The 16,690-nt window shown below is 63.9% G+C and carries 18 protein-coding genes; 11 read left to right on the top strand and 7 right to left on the bottom strand.

All coding sequences use genetic code 11. From position 1 onward, the window contains the following. Positions 1–55 precede the first annotated feature (55 nt). Positions 56–559, top strand: coding sequence for a hypothetical protein (locus ACZ1JY_RS20960; protein WP_039336874.1), 504 nt, complete (start codon positions 56–58; stop codon positions 557–559). A 6-nt stretch (positions 560–565) separates the two neighbouring features. Here the strand turns inward: ACZ1JY_RS20960 and ACZ1JY_RS20955 are convergent, their stop codons facing one another. Further along, on the bottom strand, positions 566–1,798 hold the full coding sequence (locus ACZ1JY_RS20955) for a DUF1173 domain-containing protein (protein WP_039336873.1): 1,233 nt from the start codon (positions 1,796–1,798) through the stop codon (positions 566–568). 224 nt (positions 1,799–2,022) lie between these two features. Here ACZ1JY_RS20955 and ACZ1JY_RS20950 point away from each other — a divergent pair, with 224 nt between their 5' ends. Continuing rightward, positions 2,023–2,862, top strand: a complete 840-nt coding sequence (locus ACZ1JY_RS20950) for a DUF3800 domain-containing protein (RefSeq protein WP_465131598.1) — start codon at positions 2,023–2,025, stop codon at positions 2,860–2,862. 133 nt (positions 2,863–2,995) lie between these two features. Continuing rightward, positions 2,996–3,685, top strand: coding sequence for a pentapeptide repeat-containing protein (locus tag ACZ1JY_RS20945; protein WP_465131597.1), 690 nt, complete (start codon positions 2,996–2,998; stop codon positions 3,683–3,685). A 22-nt stretch (positions 3,686–3,707) separates the two neighbouring features. Here ACZ1JY_RS20945 and ACZ1JY_RS20940 read toward each other — a convergent pair whose 3' ends face one another. Further along, the gene (locus ACZ1JY_RS20940) at positions 3,708–3,896 is read right to left on the bottom strand and encodes a hypothetical protein (protein ID WP_169495387.1); all 189 of its coding nucleotides are present in this window, start codon (positions 3,894–3,896) and stop codon (positions 3,708–3,710) included. A gap of 313 nt (positions 3,897–4,209) precedes the next feature. Between ACZ1JY_RS20940 and ACZ1JY_RS20935 the strand changes: the two genes are divergently transcribed. The 4 genes from ACZ1JY_RS20935 to ACZ1JY_RS20920 all read left to right on the top strand — a co-directional run bounded on the left by ACZ1JY_RS20935 (position 4,210) and on the right by ACZ1JY_RS20920 (position 7,059). Beyond that, a complete protein-coding gene (locus tag ACZ1JY_RS20935) occupies positions 4,210–4,554 on the top strand; it encodes a thermonuclease family protein (protein WP_169495401.1) in 345 nt (114 codons plus the stop codon). A gap of 479 nt (positions 4,555–5,033) precedes the next feature. Continuing rightward, positions 5,034–5,369, top strand: coding sequence for a single-stranded DNA-binding protein (locus ACZ1JY_RS20930; RefSeq protein WP_169495402.1), 336 nt, complete (start codon positions 5,034–5,036; stop codon positions 5,367–5,369). 499 nt (positions 5,370–5,868) lie between these two features. After that, positions 5,869–6,426 carry a hypothetical protein gene (locus tag ACZ1JY_RS20925; RefSeq protein WP_169495403.1) on the top strand — a complete coding sequence of 186 codons (558 nt, stop codon included), beginning with the start codon at positions 5,869–5,871 and terminating at the stop codon, positions 6,424–6,426. Between the two features lie 117 nt (positions 6,427–6,543). Further along, a complete protein-coding gene (locus tag ACZ1JY_RS20920; protein WP_039336863.1) occupies positions 6,544–7,059 on the top strand; it encodes a Ros/MucR family transcriptional regulator in 516 nt (171 codons plus the stop codon). 210 nt (positions 7,060–7,269) lie between these two features. Here the strand turns inward: ACZ1JY_RS20920 and ACZ1JY_RS20915 are convergent, their stop codons facing one another. The 3 genes from ACZ1JY_RS20915 to ACZ1JY_RS20905 are packed head-to-tail and all read right to left on the bottom strand — an operon-like array spanning position 7,270 to position 11,083. Next, positions 7,270–7,749 carry a hypothetical protein gene (locus ACZ1JY_RS20915; protein ID WP_011445585.1) on the bottom strand — a complete coding sequence of 160 codons (480 nt, stop codon included), beginning with the start codon at positions 7,747–7,749 and terminating at the stop codon, positions 7,270–7,272. Further along, positions 7,746–9,878 (bottom strand): tyrosine-type recombinase/integrase, encoded by a 2,133-nt coding sequence (locus ACZ1JY_RS20910; protein WP_010890943.1) that lies wholly within the window; start codon positions 9,876–9,878, stop codon positions 7,746–7,748. Before ACZ1JY_RS20910 ends, ACZ1JY_RS20915 begins: the two co-directional genes overlap by 4 nt. Continuing rightward, complete coding sequence (locus tag ACZ1JY_RS20905) at positions 9,869–11,083, bottom strand: tyrosine-type recombinase/integrase (protein ID WP_010890944.1); 1,215 nt, start codon at positions 11,081–11,083, stop codon at positions 9,869–9,871. The genes ACZ1JY_RS20910 and ACZ1JY_RS20905 overlap by 10 nt, the downstream gene beginning before the upstream one ends. A gap of 233 nt (positions 11,084–11,316) precedes the next feature. Between ACZ1JY_RS20905 and ACZ1JY_RS20900 the strand changes: the two genes are divergently transcribed. From ACZ1JY_RS20900 to ACZ1JY_RS20890, 3 genes are read left to right on the top strand one after another with little or no spacing between them, the layout of a single operon-like run. Beyond that, positions 11,317–11,562, top strand: a complete 246-nt coding sequence (locus ACZ1JY_RS20900) for an AbrB/MazE/SpoVT family DNA-binding domain-containing protein (protein WP_010890945.1) — start codon at positions 11,317–11,319, stop codon at positions 11,560–11,562. Then, positions 11,559–11,948: a type II toxin-antitoxin system VapC family toxin gene (locus ACZ1JY_RS20895; protein ID WP_010890946.1), complete on the top strand. Its 390-nt coding sequence runs from the start codon at positions 11,559–11,561 to the stop codon at positions 11,946–11,948. The genes ACZ1JY_RS20900 and ACZ1JY_RS20895 overlap by 4 nt, the downstream gene beginning before the upstream one ends. 15 nt (positions 11,949–11,963) lie before the next feature. Next, a complete protein-coding gene (locus ACZ1JY_RS20890) occupies positions 11,964–12,836 on the top strand; it encodes a hypothetical protein (protein WP_465131594.1) in 873 nt (290 codons plus the stop codon). Between the two features lie 12 nt (positions 12,837–12,848). On the opposite strand, the gene ACZ1JY_RS20885 is transcribed toward ACZ1JY_RS20890, so the two are convergent. After that, on the bottom strand, positions 12,849–13,124 hold the full coding sequence (locus ACZ1JY_RS20885) for a hypothetical protein (RefSeq protein ID WP_010890948.1): 276 nt from the start codon (positions 13,122–13,124) through the stop codon (positions 12,849–12,851). A gap of 19 nt (positions 13,125–13,143) precedes the next feature. Next, positions 13,144–14,631, bottom strand: coding sequence for a Fic family protein (locus tag ACZ1JY_RS20880; protein ID WP_010890949.1), 1,488 nt, complete (start codon positions 14,629–14,631; stop codon positions 13,144–13,146). A 983-nt stretch (positions 14,632–15,614) separates the two neighbouring features. On the opposite strand from ACZ1JY_RS20880, the gene ACZ1JY_RS20875 reads away from it, so the two are divergent. After that, positions 15,615–16,658 carry a DUF2493 domain-containing protein gene (locus ACZ1JY_RS20875; protein ID WP_039336855.1) on the top strand — a complete coding sequence of 348 codons (1,044 nt, stop codon included), beginning with the start codon at positions 15,615–15,617 and terminating at the stop codon, positions 16,656–16,658. Positions 16,659–16,690 lie beyond the last annotated feature (32 nt).

Raw genomic sequence — 16,690 nt, 5'->3', positions numbered from 1 at the left:
TCCCTTGCCTTGGCAACGGGACGCGTTGGCGCGCGGCAACGCGAAAGTCCCAGCCATGTCCTCGATCACGCTCACTCTCGAACTTGCCTGCACCCGCGAGGAAGCCGCGCGCTTTGCCGCGGTCGAACTGTTCCTCGCCGAGGTGGCTGAGAACGCTGAGGCTCAGCCGCCCGCCGAGCTCGAGGCGGTCTTCGGGGCTCGGCCACGCGAGACGATCCTCGGCCTTGCCGGGCACCCGCAGCCGCTCGGGTTCACCTGCCGGTACGATCGGGACAAGGGCGTGATGACGCTCGCCGTGATCGACGGCAAACCAAACCTCGCCGCGCTCCCGGTGCTGCTGCTCTGGCTCTATCCCGAGAAGCTCCCCATCGCCTACTCGGTCCACGTGACCGAGCGGCCCGAGCTCGCGGTCTGGACGATCGTCGGCCTCAACCGCATCGAGATCACCCAACACGAGGGCGAGGTCGCGGCGCGGCTCGAAGCCCTGCGCGCGGCTAGCGACACGCCCCGGCGTCTCGATCTGCTGCCGTTGAGGCCGCTGCCTCGCGCGGGCGACTGACGCCGCTCAGGCGGCCTGCTGCGCCTGCCAGCCTCGCCGCGGCGGCCGGCTGACGCGGGCCGGGAGCGGCTCGCCTTCCTTCCACAGCAGGTGCGCGACGCCTTGCCCGGCGAGCAGGGCTTCCAATGGCTCGGCCAACTCGTTGTCGCGGTCGTGGATGTGGATGGCGCTGGCTTCCTCGCCGGTGTCCTTGAGCACCAGGCTGGCGATCGGCGTATCGTGATCGAGATTGACGCGCAGGCCCTTCACGAAGCGCCGCTTCTCGGCGACTGCCTTGCCGACGAGGTAGCGCTCGTCGCTGGTCTCGTAGGGCAGCCACTCTCTCGTCACCGGCATCAGCGCCACCTCGATGAGGTCGAAGGTGCCCTCGCGTCGGCGCGCGAACGAGCCGGCAAGAACAAGGTGGCCGCACTTGCCGTTCGGCCCATCCTGCGCCTGCCACAGCGCGAGCTCGCCCGCGAACCGCTTGTGGAAGCGCCTCGCCATGTCCTGGTCCATCACGAAGGGCATGTCGCCGACATGGCGCAAGACAATTCTTTCGGCGCCGTGCGCGGGAACGATCTCCTTGATCTCGCCGACCACCACCATCATTTCGTCGCGCGAGGCATAGACTCGGGCCAGCGCCGCGCGGCGCCGGGCCCGGATTTCTTCCTTTTCCTCGACCTTGAAGCTCTCGGGCACAAACAGCACGTGGGGCAGGGCTTCCTGCTTCGCCCGGCAACTGGCCGCCGCCTCGAGCAGCGCGCGGCGCACCACGAACCAGGTCCGCTTGCCCGCCATCTTCGGATGCCAGTGGCTGAGTTCGGCCCGGTCCCAGAGGACGTGGAGCAGCCCGCGCATCGACAGTTTCTGGCCCGACGATTTCACCGTCGGCTTGTCGTTGGTCAGCGCCGCCGGCGCGAGCCGCGCGGCTCCGCGCGAGAGCGGGAAGCCGAGCTTCAGGCTGGTCTCGCCGCTCGCCTCATCGTCGATGACCGCGCTCCCGCGCACCTGGCCCATGCCGGTGAGGTAATCGGGCGCATCGTAGTGATCGCAGGCGGTCGCATGGCGCGCGCCCGAGCCCGGCCAGCGCGCGAGCACGTAGCCATTCTGCCGGTGCGAAATGTAGAGGGGGAGTTCGTTTCCCTTGCGGCATTCGCAATGGACCGGGCTTTTGCGCTCGTAGGCTTCGCGCAGCACGTGCTGAAGTTCATCGCCTTCGACCACGCTGCGGCCGAGCACACGGTATCGCTGGATCATTGGGGTATCTCCAATTTCTCGCGATCGACGCTGCCCGTTCGACCTCTCGCGCATCTCCTTCGTTTTACGCGGCCCCGGGTGGGCTCGCGTGAGTCAGTCTATGCTGGCCTTAAGGGCGCGGCAAGGCTTGCTATGCACGGGGGTGGTGTGTGGAAAACCGCGCTCCGGCTTGGCTTGCACGGTCCGCGCTGGCATCACTGCGCGATGACGGCATCCGACCAGCAATTTCCTTGTTCGATCTCGATCTCGACCCGGTGGTCGAAGACCGCAAGAGCGCCACTACGCCTGCCGGGCGCTTCAGCAATTTCATCGTCTATGTCGACGAAAGCGGCGATCACGGCATGCAGACCGTCGATCCCAACTATCCGCTGTTCGTCCTCGCATTCTGCGTCTTCTACAAGAAGCACTACAGCGAGAAGGTCGTCCCGGCGCTCGAGAAGTTCAAGTTCAACCATTTCGGCCACGACATTGTGATCTTGCACGAGCGAGAAATTCGCAAGGAAACCGGCCCCTTCAAGTTCGCTAACGAAGCCGAGAAGCTGGGTTTCATCGATGGCCTCAGCGGTATCATCGACAAGTCGAACTTCATCCTGATCAGCTGCGTGATCGACAAGCACCGGCTCGGCGCGCGCGATGTCGAACGCGACAACCCCTATCATCTCGCCCTCGGGTTCTGCCTTGAGACGCTCTACGAGTTCCTCATCGAGAAGAACCAGAACGCCAAGAAGACCCACGTGGTCTTCGAGTGCCGCGGCAAGAAGGAGGACAAGGACCTCGAACTGGAGTTCCGCAGGATCTGCGACGGCGAGAACAAGCTGGGGGCGCCCCTGCCATTCGAGATTGTCTTTGCCGACAAGAAGGCGAACTCGTCCGGGCTCCAGCTCGCAGACCTGGTGGCGAGGCCAATCGGCATGAGTGTGTTGCGGCCGAGCCAGGACAATCGCGCCTTCGAGGTCCTGACCCGCAAGTTCTATTGCGACGGCGGGCGCGAGAATGTCGGCAGCGGCTATGAAAACTGGGGGCTCAAGGTTTTCCCGCCCCAAATAAGCGAAAAGCCCCGATGAAACTCACCGAGGCTATGACGCCGACCGGGAACCCCCAGTCCACTTGTGCTCCCTATATGCGCACTCCCGGCCAATTGACAACGGGAACATTGTGCCAACCCGCCCGAGCTGGCGCGTGGCGACCGGGCGCGTGATGGATGACCTCTTCGCTTCGCAGCCCATCGCCGGCGCAACGCTAGCGCGCAGCGACATCGAGCGTCTGATCGGCAGCGCCCCGCGCACACTCGTCGACTGCGACCTCGAGGAGGCCGACCTCTCCGGGCTCGACCTTACCCGCTGGCGCTTCGAACGCTGCAACCTGCGGCGCAGCGATCTGACGGGAGCAAAGCTTGAAGGTACGGTCTGGCAGGGCTGCCGGGGACCGTTCGCCAATTTCTCGGGCGCCAACCTCAGCGAAGCCGAGTTCGTCGGCGGCGACTGGAACAATTGTTCGATGCGCCGCGCGAGCCTGACTTCGAGCCGGTTCACCGGCTCCAAGCTTACCGGCGCCGACTTCACCGAGGCGCGCGCCATGCACATCCACTTCGAGGAAGTGCTGCTGGTCTCTGCCAAGCTGCCCGGCTTCTTGTTCCGCAAGGAGAGCCTGCGCCGGGTCGATCTGTCCGGTGCCGATCTGCGCAAGGGCGATTTTCGCATGACGGCGTTCGAGGATTGTTCGCTGCGCGAGGCGATGGTGGCGGGATCGCGCTTCGACGGCTCTGACCTGCGCGGTGCCGACCTCGGCGGGCTGCGCCTCGTCGATGCCGGGCTGTTTCGCGGGGCGACGATTTCGCGCGAGCAGGCCGGGCAATTGCTGGGCGAACTGGGGCTCAACGTCCGATAGCAGCAGGGCGGGACCGTTTGCCTCAGTCCGCGGCGCGCTCGTCCTTGTCCAAGTGCTCGCTTACGCCTTCGGCAAGGCCGAGGCACAGCGCGGCTTCCTCGCGCGTGAGCACGATCTCTTCAGCATCGAACACCGCAAGCTTCGTGCGCAGGACCTGCGCCATCGCGTGCGCCACCTGCAGGGCGCTTGGCATCATCTGTGGGTCAGTCATGGGCCGGGAACCTTTCCCTTCGGCGGCTCTGCCTGCGGCAGCGGGGCCGGACAGGTCGCGTTGGAGCGCATTCATAATGGATTTGCTGGGATGTGGCGAGGTGGAGAGGGGAAAGGGGCACCCCGGCGCCCGCGCCCCGCGCGGGCTGGGGGCAACCCGCTCTACTCGCTAGGGCGCACGTCGGCGCTGTCGCACCGCCGCCCACCCAAGCTCGCCGGCATGGATGCCAGCCCTGCGGGTGACGATCGGGGCCAGCGGGAAGATGCGGCAAGGCTGGTTGGCGCGGGCGGGCGAGGGCGCTAGGTTCCGGCCCATGCCGATTGTTCTTGCTGCCGCCGCCCTTTGCCTCGCTCCTTCCGTCCACGACGGCGACACGATCCGCTGCGGTCGCGAGCGTGTCCGCATCGCCAATATCGATGCACCTGAACTGCCTGACAGCCCCAAGTGCCAGGACCGGAGGCGGTCCTATGCCTGGTGTGACTTTGCCGCGGGCGAAGCCTCGCGCGTCGCTCTGACGCGGCTGCTGTCGCGCGGGCGGGTCATGATCACGCGGCTTGGTACTGACCCTTATGGACGAACACTTGCGACGGTCTCGGTGAACGGCTTGGACGCCGGTGACTATCTGGTCGCGCAAGGCCTCGCGAGGCCCTGGCGCTGAGCTTCCTTTTCGAGGGGGGCGAGCCTTGCCCGCCTGTGGGTGCCAGCTTGCGCATCTGACCAAGACCCTTGCCGTAGCGCATGGCGCTGGACGGAGAGGAGCTGGTTGCGGCCTCGTGTGACCCCACGCGTCTCTGACTCGCATGGAGCGGGGGCTTAGGAAGGCAATGCCTGCTGCCGCGGGCGCTGGCGGGTGAGAGCAGGGTCTGGCGAAATGGCTGAGGCTGACGGGTCTGACCTTTGCGAGGATCCGCTGGGCCTGACCTGACGAAACCGCCCTTCGTTTGCCGATGAACCCTGCAGGGCAAGTCCCTGGCCGCAACCCAAAAGCAGCGGACCGTGAAGCCCTGCGGGCTTGCCGCACCACTCCTCGCTTTTGGGTTCCCCTCACATGACGTTCGGTGCGGGCCCGGGCCTTTGGCCCTGCCTGTGGTGTTCATCGGCGGGCGGTTCCGCCGAGTTCAAGCCACGGAGATACCCATGAAGAACCTCGTCATCCTGATCGGCCGCATCACCGCCGCTCCCGAAACCCGCCACGCCGGCGAGACGGCGATCACGTCGTTCACCCTCGTCACCGACCGCCCCAGGCTGGTCGACGGCAAGACGGTCAAGAACGAGGCCGGCTACACCGAGACCCTCGCCGAGTTTCACCGCGTCACCGCCTTCAACGGCCTCGGCACCTCGGTCGCCAAGCACAAGAAGAAGGGCGACCTGGTCGAGGTGCAGGGCCGGCTGCACTACTCGAAGTGGACCGACCGCGAGGGCGTCGAACGCTACGCGGTCGAGATCGTCGCCGAGGAAGTGCTCTTCCTCTGAACCCGAGCCCGGGAGGCGGCACGGCCGCCTTCCATCGGGCTTAGGCCCCCCAAGCACGCATGCTGTCGCTGCGACGGGCGAAACACCAGTTGCGAAAAAGGCAACCCGCAGCGTCTGTTTCGCACTTGCAGCATGGTGGGTGCCGGCTCATATCGGGGGTGCCTTTTAGGCATCCTCTCCCAAAACTTTCCAAGGGGTCGGCGCAAGCCGGCCCCTTTTTTTGCCAACCGCGTCGGCAGCTGGCGCCCTTTCGGGCATGGCATCTGTGACACTCTGCCCGAGGGCAGAGTGTCACGTTGCGCTGCGCTCGTGACATGCGCAGACGGGCGCGATCATCGATCACGCTTATACGATCACGAACGTGGTTGCGGGGCAAGGGCAGCACGCTCGGCCGCACATGTCACGAGCGGGCTCCGGGCGAAGTGTCACGGGCGACAAACGACAGGGCAGGGCACAAAGGGGATTCACAGGATTCACCTTTTGTGCTCAATACTGATCGATGGAACGAGCCCAAGAAATCACTGGCGTCGGTGGGATCTACGCGGTCCTGGTCGAAGCCTCGAACCGCCCCCGCTACGCGTTTCTTGTCCTCCAGCTGGTCGCTGAGATTGCCGACAGGCGAGGCCAAGCCGGACCCTTCGTGGCGCTAGGCGGTGTGCCGGTGCTTCTGCGCGAATGGCTCTGCTCCCAGCTCTTGCCGATGAGCGAACAGCCCGCACGGCGGGCGGCGCTGCGCGCGCGCGTGGCCGCTGCGCTGAAGCACGAACTGACCGGTGACGCTGTTCGTGATGCGGTGCGCATCGAGGCCGCGGTCGAGGAGCAGGTCCAGGCGGTTGGCCGCGCCAATGTCAGCCGCGCGATTTCCGATCTGGTCCGCGCCGGGCTGATGAGCCGGCACTATGCGGGCTACGCCACCAACCACAAGAACCGCGGCGGCGGACGCCATGCGGTCTATGTGATCAAGCCGGCTGTGCTTGCGCTGCTGCGCAAGCCCGCGCCGCTGCGGCGTCAGGGCCCGGGCGCTGCCAATCCCCAGGGCGAACTCTTCGCGGCCTGAACCTTCGCACTTCGAGCATCAGGTCAGGCCTGGCGCACCCCGGCGATGCTCCTATGGCGTGGTGGCGAACTATCGCCTAGGAACCCACGATCCGTGGATTGGAAAGGTCTCGCCCGCATGGAAAACGAAGCACTGCTGGATCATGTCGCCGATATCGTGTCTGCCCATGTCAGCAACAATGCGATCGCGGCCGCGGACCTGCCGGGCCTGATCCAAGCGGTCTACGCTTCGCTTGCCGCGCTTGGACGGGCGCCGGAACCGGCTCAAGAGGAGCTGAAACCCGCCGTCTCGGTGCGTGCCTCGGTCAAGCCCGACGCAGTCACCTGCCTCGAATGCGGTGACAAGATGAAGATGCTCAAGCGCCATCTTGGGACCGAGCATGGCCTGACGCCCGCCGAGTACCGGGCGCGCTGGAGCCTGCCTGCCGATTACCCGATGGTCGCGCCCGACTATGCCGCCAAGCGCAAGGAGCTTGCGGTCAGGATCGGCCTTGGCCGCAGGCCCGGCCAGAGCCCGAAGGCTGAGGCCAATGCGACGCCCAAAACGGCACCCAAAGCGCGGCCCAAGGCCGACGCCGCGCCGGCAAAACGCAAGAAGCTCGGCGTTGCCTGCGGCTCGACAGACGCCAGCTGAGCCGCTGATTTCCTCCAAGTCTTTGATTTAATTTTACATATATCAACACCAATTCGTGTCTTGTGTCCTAGTTTCAATGGTTTGCAGGCGATAAACCTGTCCATTGTGTTTCGCTCATAATTTGGACGATCAAGGGAGTTGGAAGTGCAAGACGCCGTAGGCGGCTCACTTCCTACTCGCTTGATCGTAACCCGATCGCAGCGTGACGGTTCAGTCTTCAGAGGAGGGCAGCGGCTCGGGCGACTGTCCCGGTGATACGCGAGCTAGGACAGCCGTGTAGAGCTGACGCCAGTGTTCCGCCTTACCGCGCTCACGCTCGGCCGTTCGGTCCGCCTTAGCCCTTTCGGCACGGGCATCCCGGAGCTCGGTCTCAAGGCGCTCGATCTTGTTGCGGAGTGCCGCTTCGATGTGCCGATATTCCTCGGGCGTTCGCAGCGGGACCTTCTTGCCGTCTATCACCTCGGTTTCCGCGCGGGTTTCGACGCGTTCCTCGCCGATCTCGTCGGCGAAGTTGTTGTAGAGGTACTGGCGGCTGACCTTTGCTTCACGTGCCACCGAGACGAACGTCACAGCCTGCCTGGTGTCGCGCAGCCGCATGATCGCATCCTCGACTGCAGCGCGCTTCTCTGCGCTACGACGGCTGCGGGCATCGTTGAGTGTTGCGATCCGCAGATCCGGTCCCATGGTCATGACGTCGCTTCCTCTCGAGCAGTGGCCGGCCTGTAGCGCTGCTTTTCACCCTTGTAGAGGCCGTGCTCCTCGATGGAGCGGATGATGGTGTCGGTGTTGTGGACCGCATCCTTATTGCGTTGCAGGCGCTTGCGCGTGATGTCGGCCATGCGGGTCTGTCCGCCTTCCTCGTAGTTCTGCGCTTCCTGCTCGAGCCCTTCGATCGCGGCGTAAAGTCCGGCCCGTTCACAGCGGAAGTGCTCCACGTCGCCGCCATCGGCGCGGAAGAACCGGCAGGTCAGGCAGGCGTGGGCGTGCTCGCACCATTCGCCGAGTTGCCCTGGCAGCGTGCAGGCGCCGCCGCAGACCCGCGTGGCCAGCATGGTTTCCTTGCGCAGCAGGAGATCGCCGACCGCTTCGTCGACCTTGCCCGCGATTGTGAAGAACTGGCCGCCACCCTTTCGCAGCAAGGCGTTCTTCTTGAGATCGAGACGCTTGTTGACGTACATCGACGCCATATCCGGCGAGGCATGGCCGAGCTCGAACATGATGCTCAGGATGTCGTGGCCTTCGGCCGCCATTTGTGTCCCTCGATGGTGGCGCAACGGATGCCATGAGAAGTCGAACGGCTTGCCTTCGCCATCGACGATCCCGTGCCTGAGGCACAGCATCCTGAGCTCCTGCAAGGTCCAGTTGTAGCCGAGGAACGATTCCCGCTTGCCGTAAAAGACGGGGAACAGGTATTTCGTGGCGCGCCCGTAACGCTGCCGGACGCGATCCTGCTGGGCTTCGATCAACTCGATCATGGCCCGGTGCGCGGGATCGGTCGCCAGCAAGGGCTTGGTGTTCCAGCGGCTGACCTTGTTCTGCCAGAACGTGAACAGCATGAACCGCTTGTCGTGCGGATCGGGCCGCAGGCAGTCGAAGAGCAAGGCATGCAGGTCTTCGGCTCGCGCACCGGTGGTGATCCCGATCATGAAGATTACCGGGATAGGGGCAGGCAGTTCATCGAGCCTGGCCATCATCGCGGCCAAGGCCTCAGGAGGCGCCGCCCGGTTGGCGCCCTCTCGCGAAGCGTAGAGCCGGTTGCGCGGGTCATCCGGTGCCTGCTTGTAACGGATGCGCCGCGCCGCGCGCTTGTCGAGCGCGATCCGCGGCCATTCCCCCGGCAGTAGCACCGGTGCTGCCCGCATCAGTTGGACGATGTCGGTGTACCAGTTCTTGCCGGCGGCATTGCGCGCGTTTCCCCATGCAAGATAGCGCTCCATCGTTAGTTCGTTGATCTTCGCAGGACCAGCGACGGATTCTTCGTGGAGGAACTGCGCAAACAGCCGTAACCGAGATCGCATCGCGATCACCGTTCTTGGCGCAAATTCCCCATGTGCGACCTTGTCGAGCAGGAAGCCGCGCATCAGCGGGCGCAGCCACGGCTCGAAGTTCAGGAAGTTGATATAGGTGTCGCTTCGCCGTTGCCGATCGCGGAAGCGTGTGTCCTCCTCGCTGTAGAGATCGTTGAGCAGGATGATGTCGCGGTCATGCATCGGTGCCATCTGCGCCCGGTTGATGATCGCGAAGCGATGGATATCACCGAACAGCTGCACTTCCGGTGAGCGGAACTCGCTGGTGACGATCTTGCCGCCCCGGATCCACTGGCGGGTCTGGCTTTGCCTGCGCCGTCCATAATTCGCGCCATACCAGGCGGCGTAGCACTCCAGCACTGCATCGTTGTGGTGGTTCCGTTTGCGCGCACCCTCGTCATCTGATGGCGCGAAGCCGGGGTGAGGGATGTCGGCAAGGCAGCCCGCCTCAAAGTGACCAAGCAGGTCCGCGCCTTCCTCTACCAGATAGCGGATCACCGGGATCCGGCGCTGGAACCAGTGGGCGTCCGCCTTGCGATCGTCGAGAACGGATACCGCCAGGTAAGCCTTGATCTCGTTGGTGAGTACCGGAACCGCAGCCTGAAGCGGCAAGCTTGCGTATGTCTGGCTCAGCCAGGGATGGCCGAACACCTCACCCATCATGGCGTCCGACCAAATGGGATTGGCGACGAGGAGGGGGGATATCTCCGCGAGGCGCCCCTCAAGCCAGTTGTTGTAGCGATCGGTATCGTGCGGCGTGCCGCCGACGAGCGCCAGCGGCGTCAGGCCCATCGCAGATCCTTTCCGAGCAGCTCAGCCTCGCGAAGTTTCTCAAGCCTTTCATGCACCTCGTCGGGTCCTGTGAGGTAAAGCCTGCGGATTTCCGAGGCGAACAGGTGCTGATAGAACGCCGCTGTCGTTTGCGGGCTGGCATGCCCGAGCCGGTCGGCCACTTCGAGCAGGCTGTATCCCGCCGCGATCGCCTCGGATGCATGGCTGTGGCGGAACATGTGCCAGCTGAAGGCGATATGGGTGCGCTGCTCCAGCAGGCCCGCGAGCTTCTGCGCGTAGGACAGGCTCATGGCGTGCCCGATGACGCCGGCTTTGACATTGGTGAAGACGTACTCGGCGCCGGACTCGAAGGCTGGCAGATATTCGTCGCTGGTGATGTAATCGACGTACATGTTGAGCACGTAGTCGTGCACCGGCACACCGCGCGTCCGGCCCGATTTCGCACGGGCCTCATTGGCATTGTCTTCGCGCGGAACGACCCAGATGACCTTTTCGGCGAGATCGATATCGACATGGCGCAGGCCCAGCGCTTCACCGATCCTAAGGCCGGTGTTGTAGAGCAGCACGACCAGGAAGGCGTCGCGCGCGAGCCCGCAGGCCTCGATCAGCCGCAGAACCTCGCTCGGCGTCAGCCGCTTCTTGAGCACCTGCTGCTGGACCCGGCCGGGATCGCCCGAGAGATAACGGTCTTTGCGCCGTGTCGTCCGTCGCTGGCTGATATGCTCAAGGAACGGCTTGTAGATCCGGTGGCCGTCATAGGCCTTTGTGACCTCGGTCGTATCGACCGCGAAGTCGTCAGTGCCGTTGTAAAAGCGGTAGAACGATTTGACCGCGAGCTGGATCTGGTTGCGCGTCGATGGTGCCAGAATCCGCGTTTCCTGCTTGCGTAGCAGGATCAGCCGAGGACTTGGCAGCGCATCCTTTCGGCGGGCAAGCCGCCAGGCAAGGAAGCTGTCATACAGCGCAACCGTGGCTTCATGGATGCCGGCGCCGTTTGCGCCGAGGAAGCTAGCGAAGTCCACAACGTGGCGAACATAAGCGCGGATCGTGTTTGGTGACGCATGGGTCTGTTCGAGATGGACGATCCAGTGACGAAGGCACTCGACGACATCGCCGTCATCATCCAATACCGTCCACGACCGGCGACCGCCGGGCATTTCGATGCGCGCAGCCTGCCAGGGCGTCGTAGCGAACGGAGTGGACACGGTCGCTGATACTGTTGAAAGACCCCCGTGACTGCAAGCCTTTCGCCATCACACTGGACACAGTTTACATGGACAGTTATGGTATCGGTATTAACATAAGAAATATTATCAATCCGGACGATCGTGCCATAATGCGGTGCATGTGACACGTTTTCTGTTTTATGGCATAAGATGCAATTCATGTCCGAACATTGCCTCGTGTAGGGGCATGCCAAGCGACCTGGAGCACTGCCATGACGGTTCAAGTGACGATCACGCCAAACGGCCGGATGAGCCTGCCTGCCGATATCCGCAAGCGGCTCGGCCTCGCTGGTGGCGGCGCCTTGCTGGTCGAGGAAACCGAGGACGGCGTCATCTTGCGAACGGTCGCGCAGTCCATCGCTCACGCGCAGGCGCTCGCGAAAAAGTACACGGGCGGCAAGTCCGAGGCCTCGGTCGATGCCTTCCTTGCCCGCCGCCGTGAGGAATCCGGCGAATGAGCGAAGTGGTGCTCGATGCCTCAGCGCTCCTTGCCTTGCTCCGGGACGAGCCCGGAGCCGACAAGGTTGCCGACGCCATCGCGGATGCTCGCATGTCCAGCGTCAACTTTGCCGAAGTCGTCAGCCACTTCATTCACGCCGGCATGCCAGCGGGCGAAGTCGATGCGATGCTGAAACCCTTGCCGATGGCCATCGTCGATGCGGACCACGGCCTTGCCACGATCGCCGGACGCTTGCGCGCCGCGACGGCCGAAGCCGGCCTGTCGCTCGGCGACCGGTTCTGCCTTGCACTGGCCCGCCGCGATGGCCTCCCAGCCCTGACTGCGGACAAGCAGTGGCGGACCGTTGCCGCCGCCGCCGGGGTTAGCGTCGCAGTCATTCGCTGAGGGAAGGCAATTGAGATGACGTCCAAGCAATCCGGCTCCGACCTCGAGCGCTTCCCGGATTGCGATGGACTGCGCAAGCTTTCCAGCAGCGGCGGCGGCGGCAGTTCCGACGATATCAACGAAGCGCAGCAGTTTGCCTATGACGCTTGGGACGAGCCTGACCGGACGCGTCGCAATTTGCTGGCCCGCAAGGCCCTCGCCCGGTCGCCGCTTTGTGCTGATGCCTGGCTGCAACTCTCCGAGCTTCGCAATCTCTCGGACTCGCAGCGCCGCGAATATCTTTTGCGTGCGGTTTGCGCCGGTGAACTCGCGGTCGGCGAACGACGATTTGCCGAGGTCAAGGGCGATTTCTGGCTGGTTCTCGATACCCGCCCTTATATGCGCGCGCGTTTCGCGCTGGCTCAGGATCTCTGGTATTCTTGTGACAAGGGTGAGCGGATCGCCGCAATCGCCCACTTGCACGAGATGCTCGACCTAAATCCGAACGACAATCAAGGTCTGCGCTACGTCCTTCTGATATGGCTAATCCGGTCGGATGCCTATCAGGCAGCGGAAGACTTGCTCGACAAGCACCGTGATGAAATCTCGGCCTTCATGGAATTCACCCGCGTGCTGCTTGCCTACCGGATGCAAGGCGACTGCGAGCACACGCGCGACATGGCGGCGAAGGCCTACCTCGCCAATCGCCACATCCCGCACTATCTCGCCAACTCAGGGCTTTGGCACGAGGGATCCGGCACCTATTCGCCCGGCCGCGAGAGCGAAGCTGCATGGTATGCTCAGGAACTCGGGATCGACTGGTACTGCACCCATGGTGCCATAGAGTGGCTTGCTCACTGCACGGACAGGGAACCCGTCCGCAATCGCGATGGCGAAACGCTCCATTGAACGGTTAGCGCCTTAGCGCGGTCCGCTTGCGTCCTCATTCGCCTGGTCCAGCAGGTCCATGAACGTGCGTGCCGCATCGCGGTCGCGATCGTCCTTGAAGGCAACATCGAGGTCGGGTGCCGAGCCCAGCATGTAGAGCAGGGACCACATCGCGAATCTGCGGCCCTTGTCGGGCTCGAGCCCGAACTCGACCTGCATCCGTTCGACGCCGCTGGCCATTGCTGCGGGTGAAACCGCTCCGAGATCATCGGTCCCAAAGAAGCGCCGCATCTGGTCGTCGAATTCCATGTTCAACCTTCCTGCCTGATCATGTGCGGCCAAGTCCGATGGCTACGGGCCGAAGCTTTGCGTCCTCACCCTGATCGAAGGCGTTGCTGGCCATCAGCATGGCCCGCGCCGATTCCAGGGTGCTCCAGTCAACGGCGTGCGTGAATGCTTGCGCGACATCGAGCATGCGGATCAGCGGCGCTGTCTGGCGATTGTGCGAGAATGCCTTGAGGGCGCTCAGGTAGTCGGTGCGATAGGCCGTCGGGATGATGATGCGCTCTTCGCCATGCGCCAGCAGCTCGGCGTTCATCATGATCCGCGCGATCCGGCCATTGCCGTCAGCGAAGGGATGAACTTCGCTGACCAGCGTCATCATGAAAATGGCCCGTTGGAAGGGTTCGCCTAGGGCCTGCAAGAAGCCGAAGCCTCGATCGAGCGTACCTTCGACCAGATCGGGCGCGACGAACACTGTCGCGCCCGCTTGATTGCCGCGTTGCTTGAAGGCTCCCGGCAGCTTGTCAGGGCGCGCTTCCATAACGGCGGCATGTCGGTCCATGAGCAATTCGCGCAAGGACGCATAATCGCTTGGCAGAACCTTCATGCGGACCAGGTCCGAAACCACTCGGAAGGTGCCAAGTACGTCATGCGCGTCCGCGGGCCGTTCGGTCGGTATGACACCCTCGAAGACAATATCGGCGGCTTCTTCGACGCTGAACTCGGTGCCCTCGATGAAGTTCGAAAAATAGGCTTCGTAAAACGCCAGGGTCGAGGTCGCCTCTGCGCTACGCGCGGGTACGGGCCGGCGCTCCGGTACGGTCTCGCGCAATGCCGAGAACAGCTCTTCGAACATTTCGACGCGCGCCGGGTCGAACGGATGCCCCGCCAGACGAGCCTTGCCGATTTCGCTCTGCATCACCGCTTCGCGAGTCCCGAGTAGCGAGCCGATCAGGCCGTCGAGCTCGGCGGCCTCGGCCTCGTAGTCGAGTGCCGATGCAAGCGCCCGCGCATCGTCACGCAGCCGATTGATGGCCCCCTCACCCTGGCTGCGCAGCATCCGGTCGAGCCGCTCTTCCAGTTCGGCGCGGGATACAGTTCTCGATATCCGGCCACCGCGCCCGCGCGTCGGCCGCATGTTTTCGAGATAGGCCCTGGCCGTCGAAGCTAGCCGGACCCCACTGAACGGGCGATCACTGTCGAGAGCTGCAGGGCCCGACCTCGGTCGCAAGACAAGGCCTGGCAACTCGGTTTCGCGTCGCTTCGACGAGATCAGGAATACCGAACCATCCTCGGCCGGCTTTCCTTCCAGCGCTGTGCGATCGGCAATGATCGCATCAGGATAATATGCGGCGACGAGGTTGTACCAGTTGCGCCGCACCAGTCGTTCAGGTTCCTCGCCGAGATTGCGAGTGTAGAGGCGCGAGCCAAGTTTGCGCAATTCCCCGCGCTCCACCGCCTGATAGACAGCTTTGGAGATCGCTGCGTCCGAAACGAAAACTTCAGGGAGCGCCGCGAGCGAATTTCTGGACATTGTTTGCTCCTTGCGGAGCCTCATACCTGAAGATTCGAGATTTAAGAAGCGCTTTATGCGACAAAATGATACTTAAGACGCAATATGAGCGAATTTTCGCGAATTACGCACTGGCCCCGGGATATGGCCCATCTGCACACTGCGCCACCCGCGCACGGAGCGCCGCGAAATATCGCTGATCAGCAGGACATCCCGGCGCAGATTGTGCCCCTTCCCGCAAGATTGCACGAAGGCGCTGCCTGTCCCGGTTTCGCCGGGCCAGTTCATCATGGGGGGCAAGGCTCGCCTTGGACATGCCTCGTATCCTAACATTCCAAACAGATTTGGCGAGCCTGTGCATCTTATCCTCAAAGCAATTCCCCTTCCCCCAGCGCGCTAACGAATGAGCGGCCCCGTCAAGATTGCCGCACTCGGTCCCGCGCGCCCTTGCGGGCTGCGCTCCTGCGGGTGCGAAGTTCCTCGCGTTGGGCCGCCGGCACTCTTGCACTCCGCCTTCGTCGCCGCCCCGCGCCCGTGCGATGCACCGGGCCACGGGCCGACTGACTGTCTCCGGCAAGGGGTCCGCTTTGTGTTGGGCCGCGCCAGAATTGGCGCAGCCAGAGCGCCCCGCCGCGCGCCCATGACCGTCCTCGTTCAGGATGGTCAGGCGGGGCGTAGAGGAGTGGCGTTTTGCGGTTAACCCCGAACGCCCAGAGGGGTGCGGGGGCAAAACCGTAATCTCTCTCTCATCTCGGTGGCTGAGCGAAATCAGCATCGCCATAGCATGACGCCTGGGAGATTGGCGGCCGTCAAGGATCGCGGGTGCCCCCCGATTTTGGCCTGCGGCGGCTAACCGCCTTGCGAGCAAAAATCGGCTCCCCCCGCGCCCGCTGTTCGCGGCGGCAGCGCGTTCGCGCCGCCGTCCCTGACTGCCTGACTCCGGCGTCCCTCCGATGGGCATCTTTCATCAGTGTGATGAGAGAAAATTCCTTTTGGAGGTTATCATGACGGACCGTTTCTCGAACTTCGCCGACCTTGCCGAACACTATGCGCGTGAAATCGCCACACCCGACTACGCCCGGGCATTCATGGAGCAGACCGAGTTTGCCAAGCTCTCGATCGAGCACGAACCGAGCAGCAGCGAAATGCCCGATCCCGAGACCGCGCAATCAGCCATCGAGATGATGCTGGCAACGGTCTTCGACCTGTTCCGCGACACCCGGATGGAGGATTTCGCCAGCGAGGTCGCCTGGGGGATCGCCAACAGCTTCCACGTCGTCGCCAAACGCCTCGATGACCGCGAGGATGCGATGGCCAACCGGCTGCAGGAGAAGCTGCGCGAATACGATCCAAGCGAGGTCTATGCGACCGACCTTGAAGACCTGACCATGCAGGCCCGCAGCCTCGCCGAATGCCGCGACGCGATGGAATGCATGCGCGACCATGCCGCCCGCATCTACCTCGTCGAGACCGGCCGGCCCTTCTCGCCGGTGCGCGGCTCGCGGGTCTCGTCCAAGACCAACGCCTCGATGATCGAGGCGCGCGACTATCTCGCGGCGCAGAAGGCACAGCGGCGCGAGCAGTTCGCCCCCTCAGGACCAGTCGTGGTGTTCTCGGGCGGGCAGCAGTTCACCGACATTGCCCTCGTTGAAGACTACCTCGATGCGATCCACGCACGGGTGCCGTCGATGGCGCTGGCAACCACCGCCCAGAACAAGGGCGCGGACGTGATCGCAGCCGCCTGGGCATCGCGCCACAATGTGCCGGTGATCCTGTGCAAGCCCGATACCTCGCGGGGACCTTCGGCGCCCTATCAGCGCAATGCGCGCATGCTGGCCTTCAAGCCGGTCGAGGCGGTGGTGTGTAGCGGCGGCGGCATTCAGGCGAACCTTGCCGACCGGCTGCGTGAGGCCCGCATCCCCCTGCATATCGTGCGCGACGCATCGGCCCAGCACGAGCCTCCAGCGCAGCGCGCCAAGGACCCGGCGCAGGCTGAACGCCCAGCGATGAAGCGGGTTGCCAATGGCGACGATCTCCCGCCGTTCTGAGCGGGGGCGCCACCTTCCCAATCAACCAGAAG

The sequence above is a fragment of the Novosphingobium sp. BL-A-41-Hi4B-X5A genome (assembly GCF_055521705.1).
This window is presented reverse-complemented; position numbering and strand designations above follow the sequence as displayed.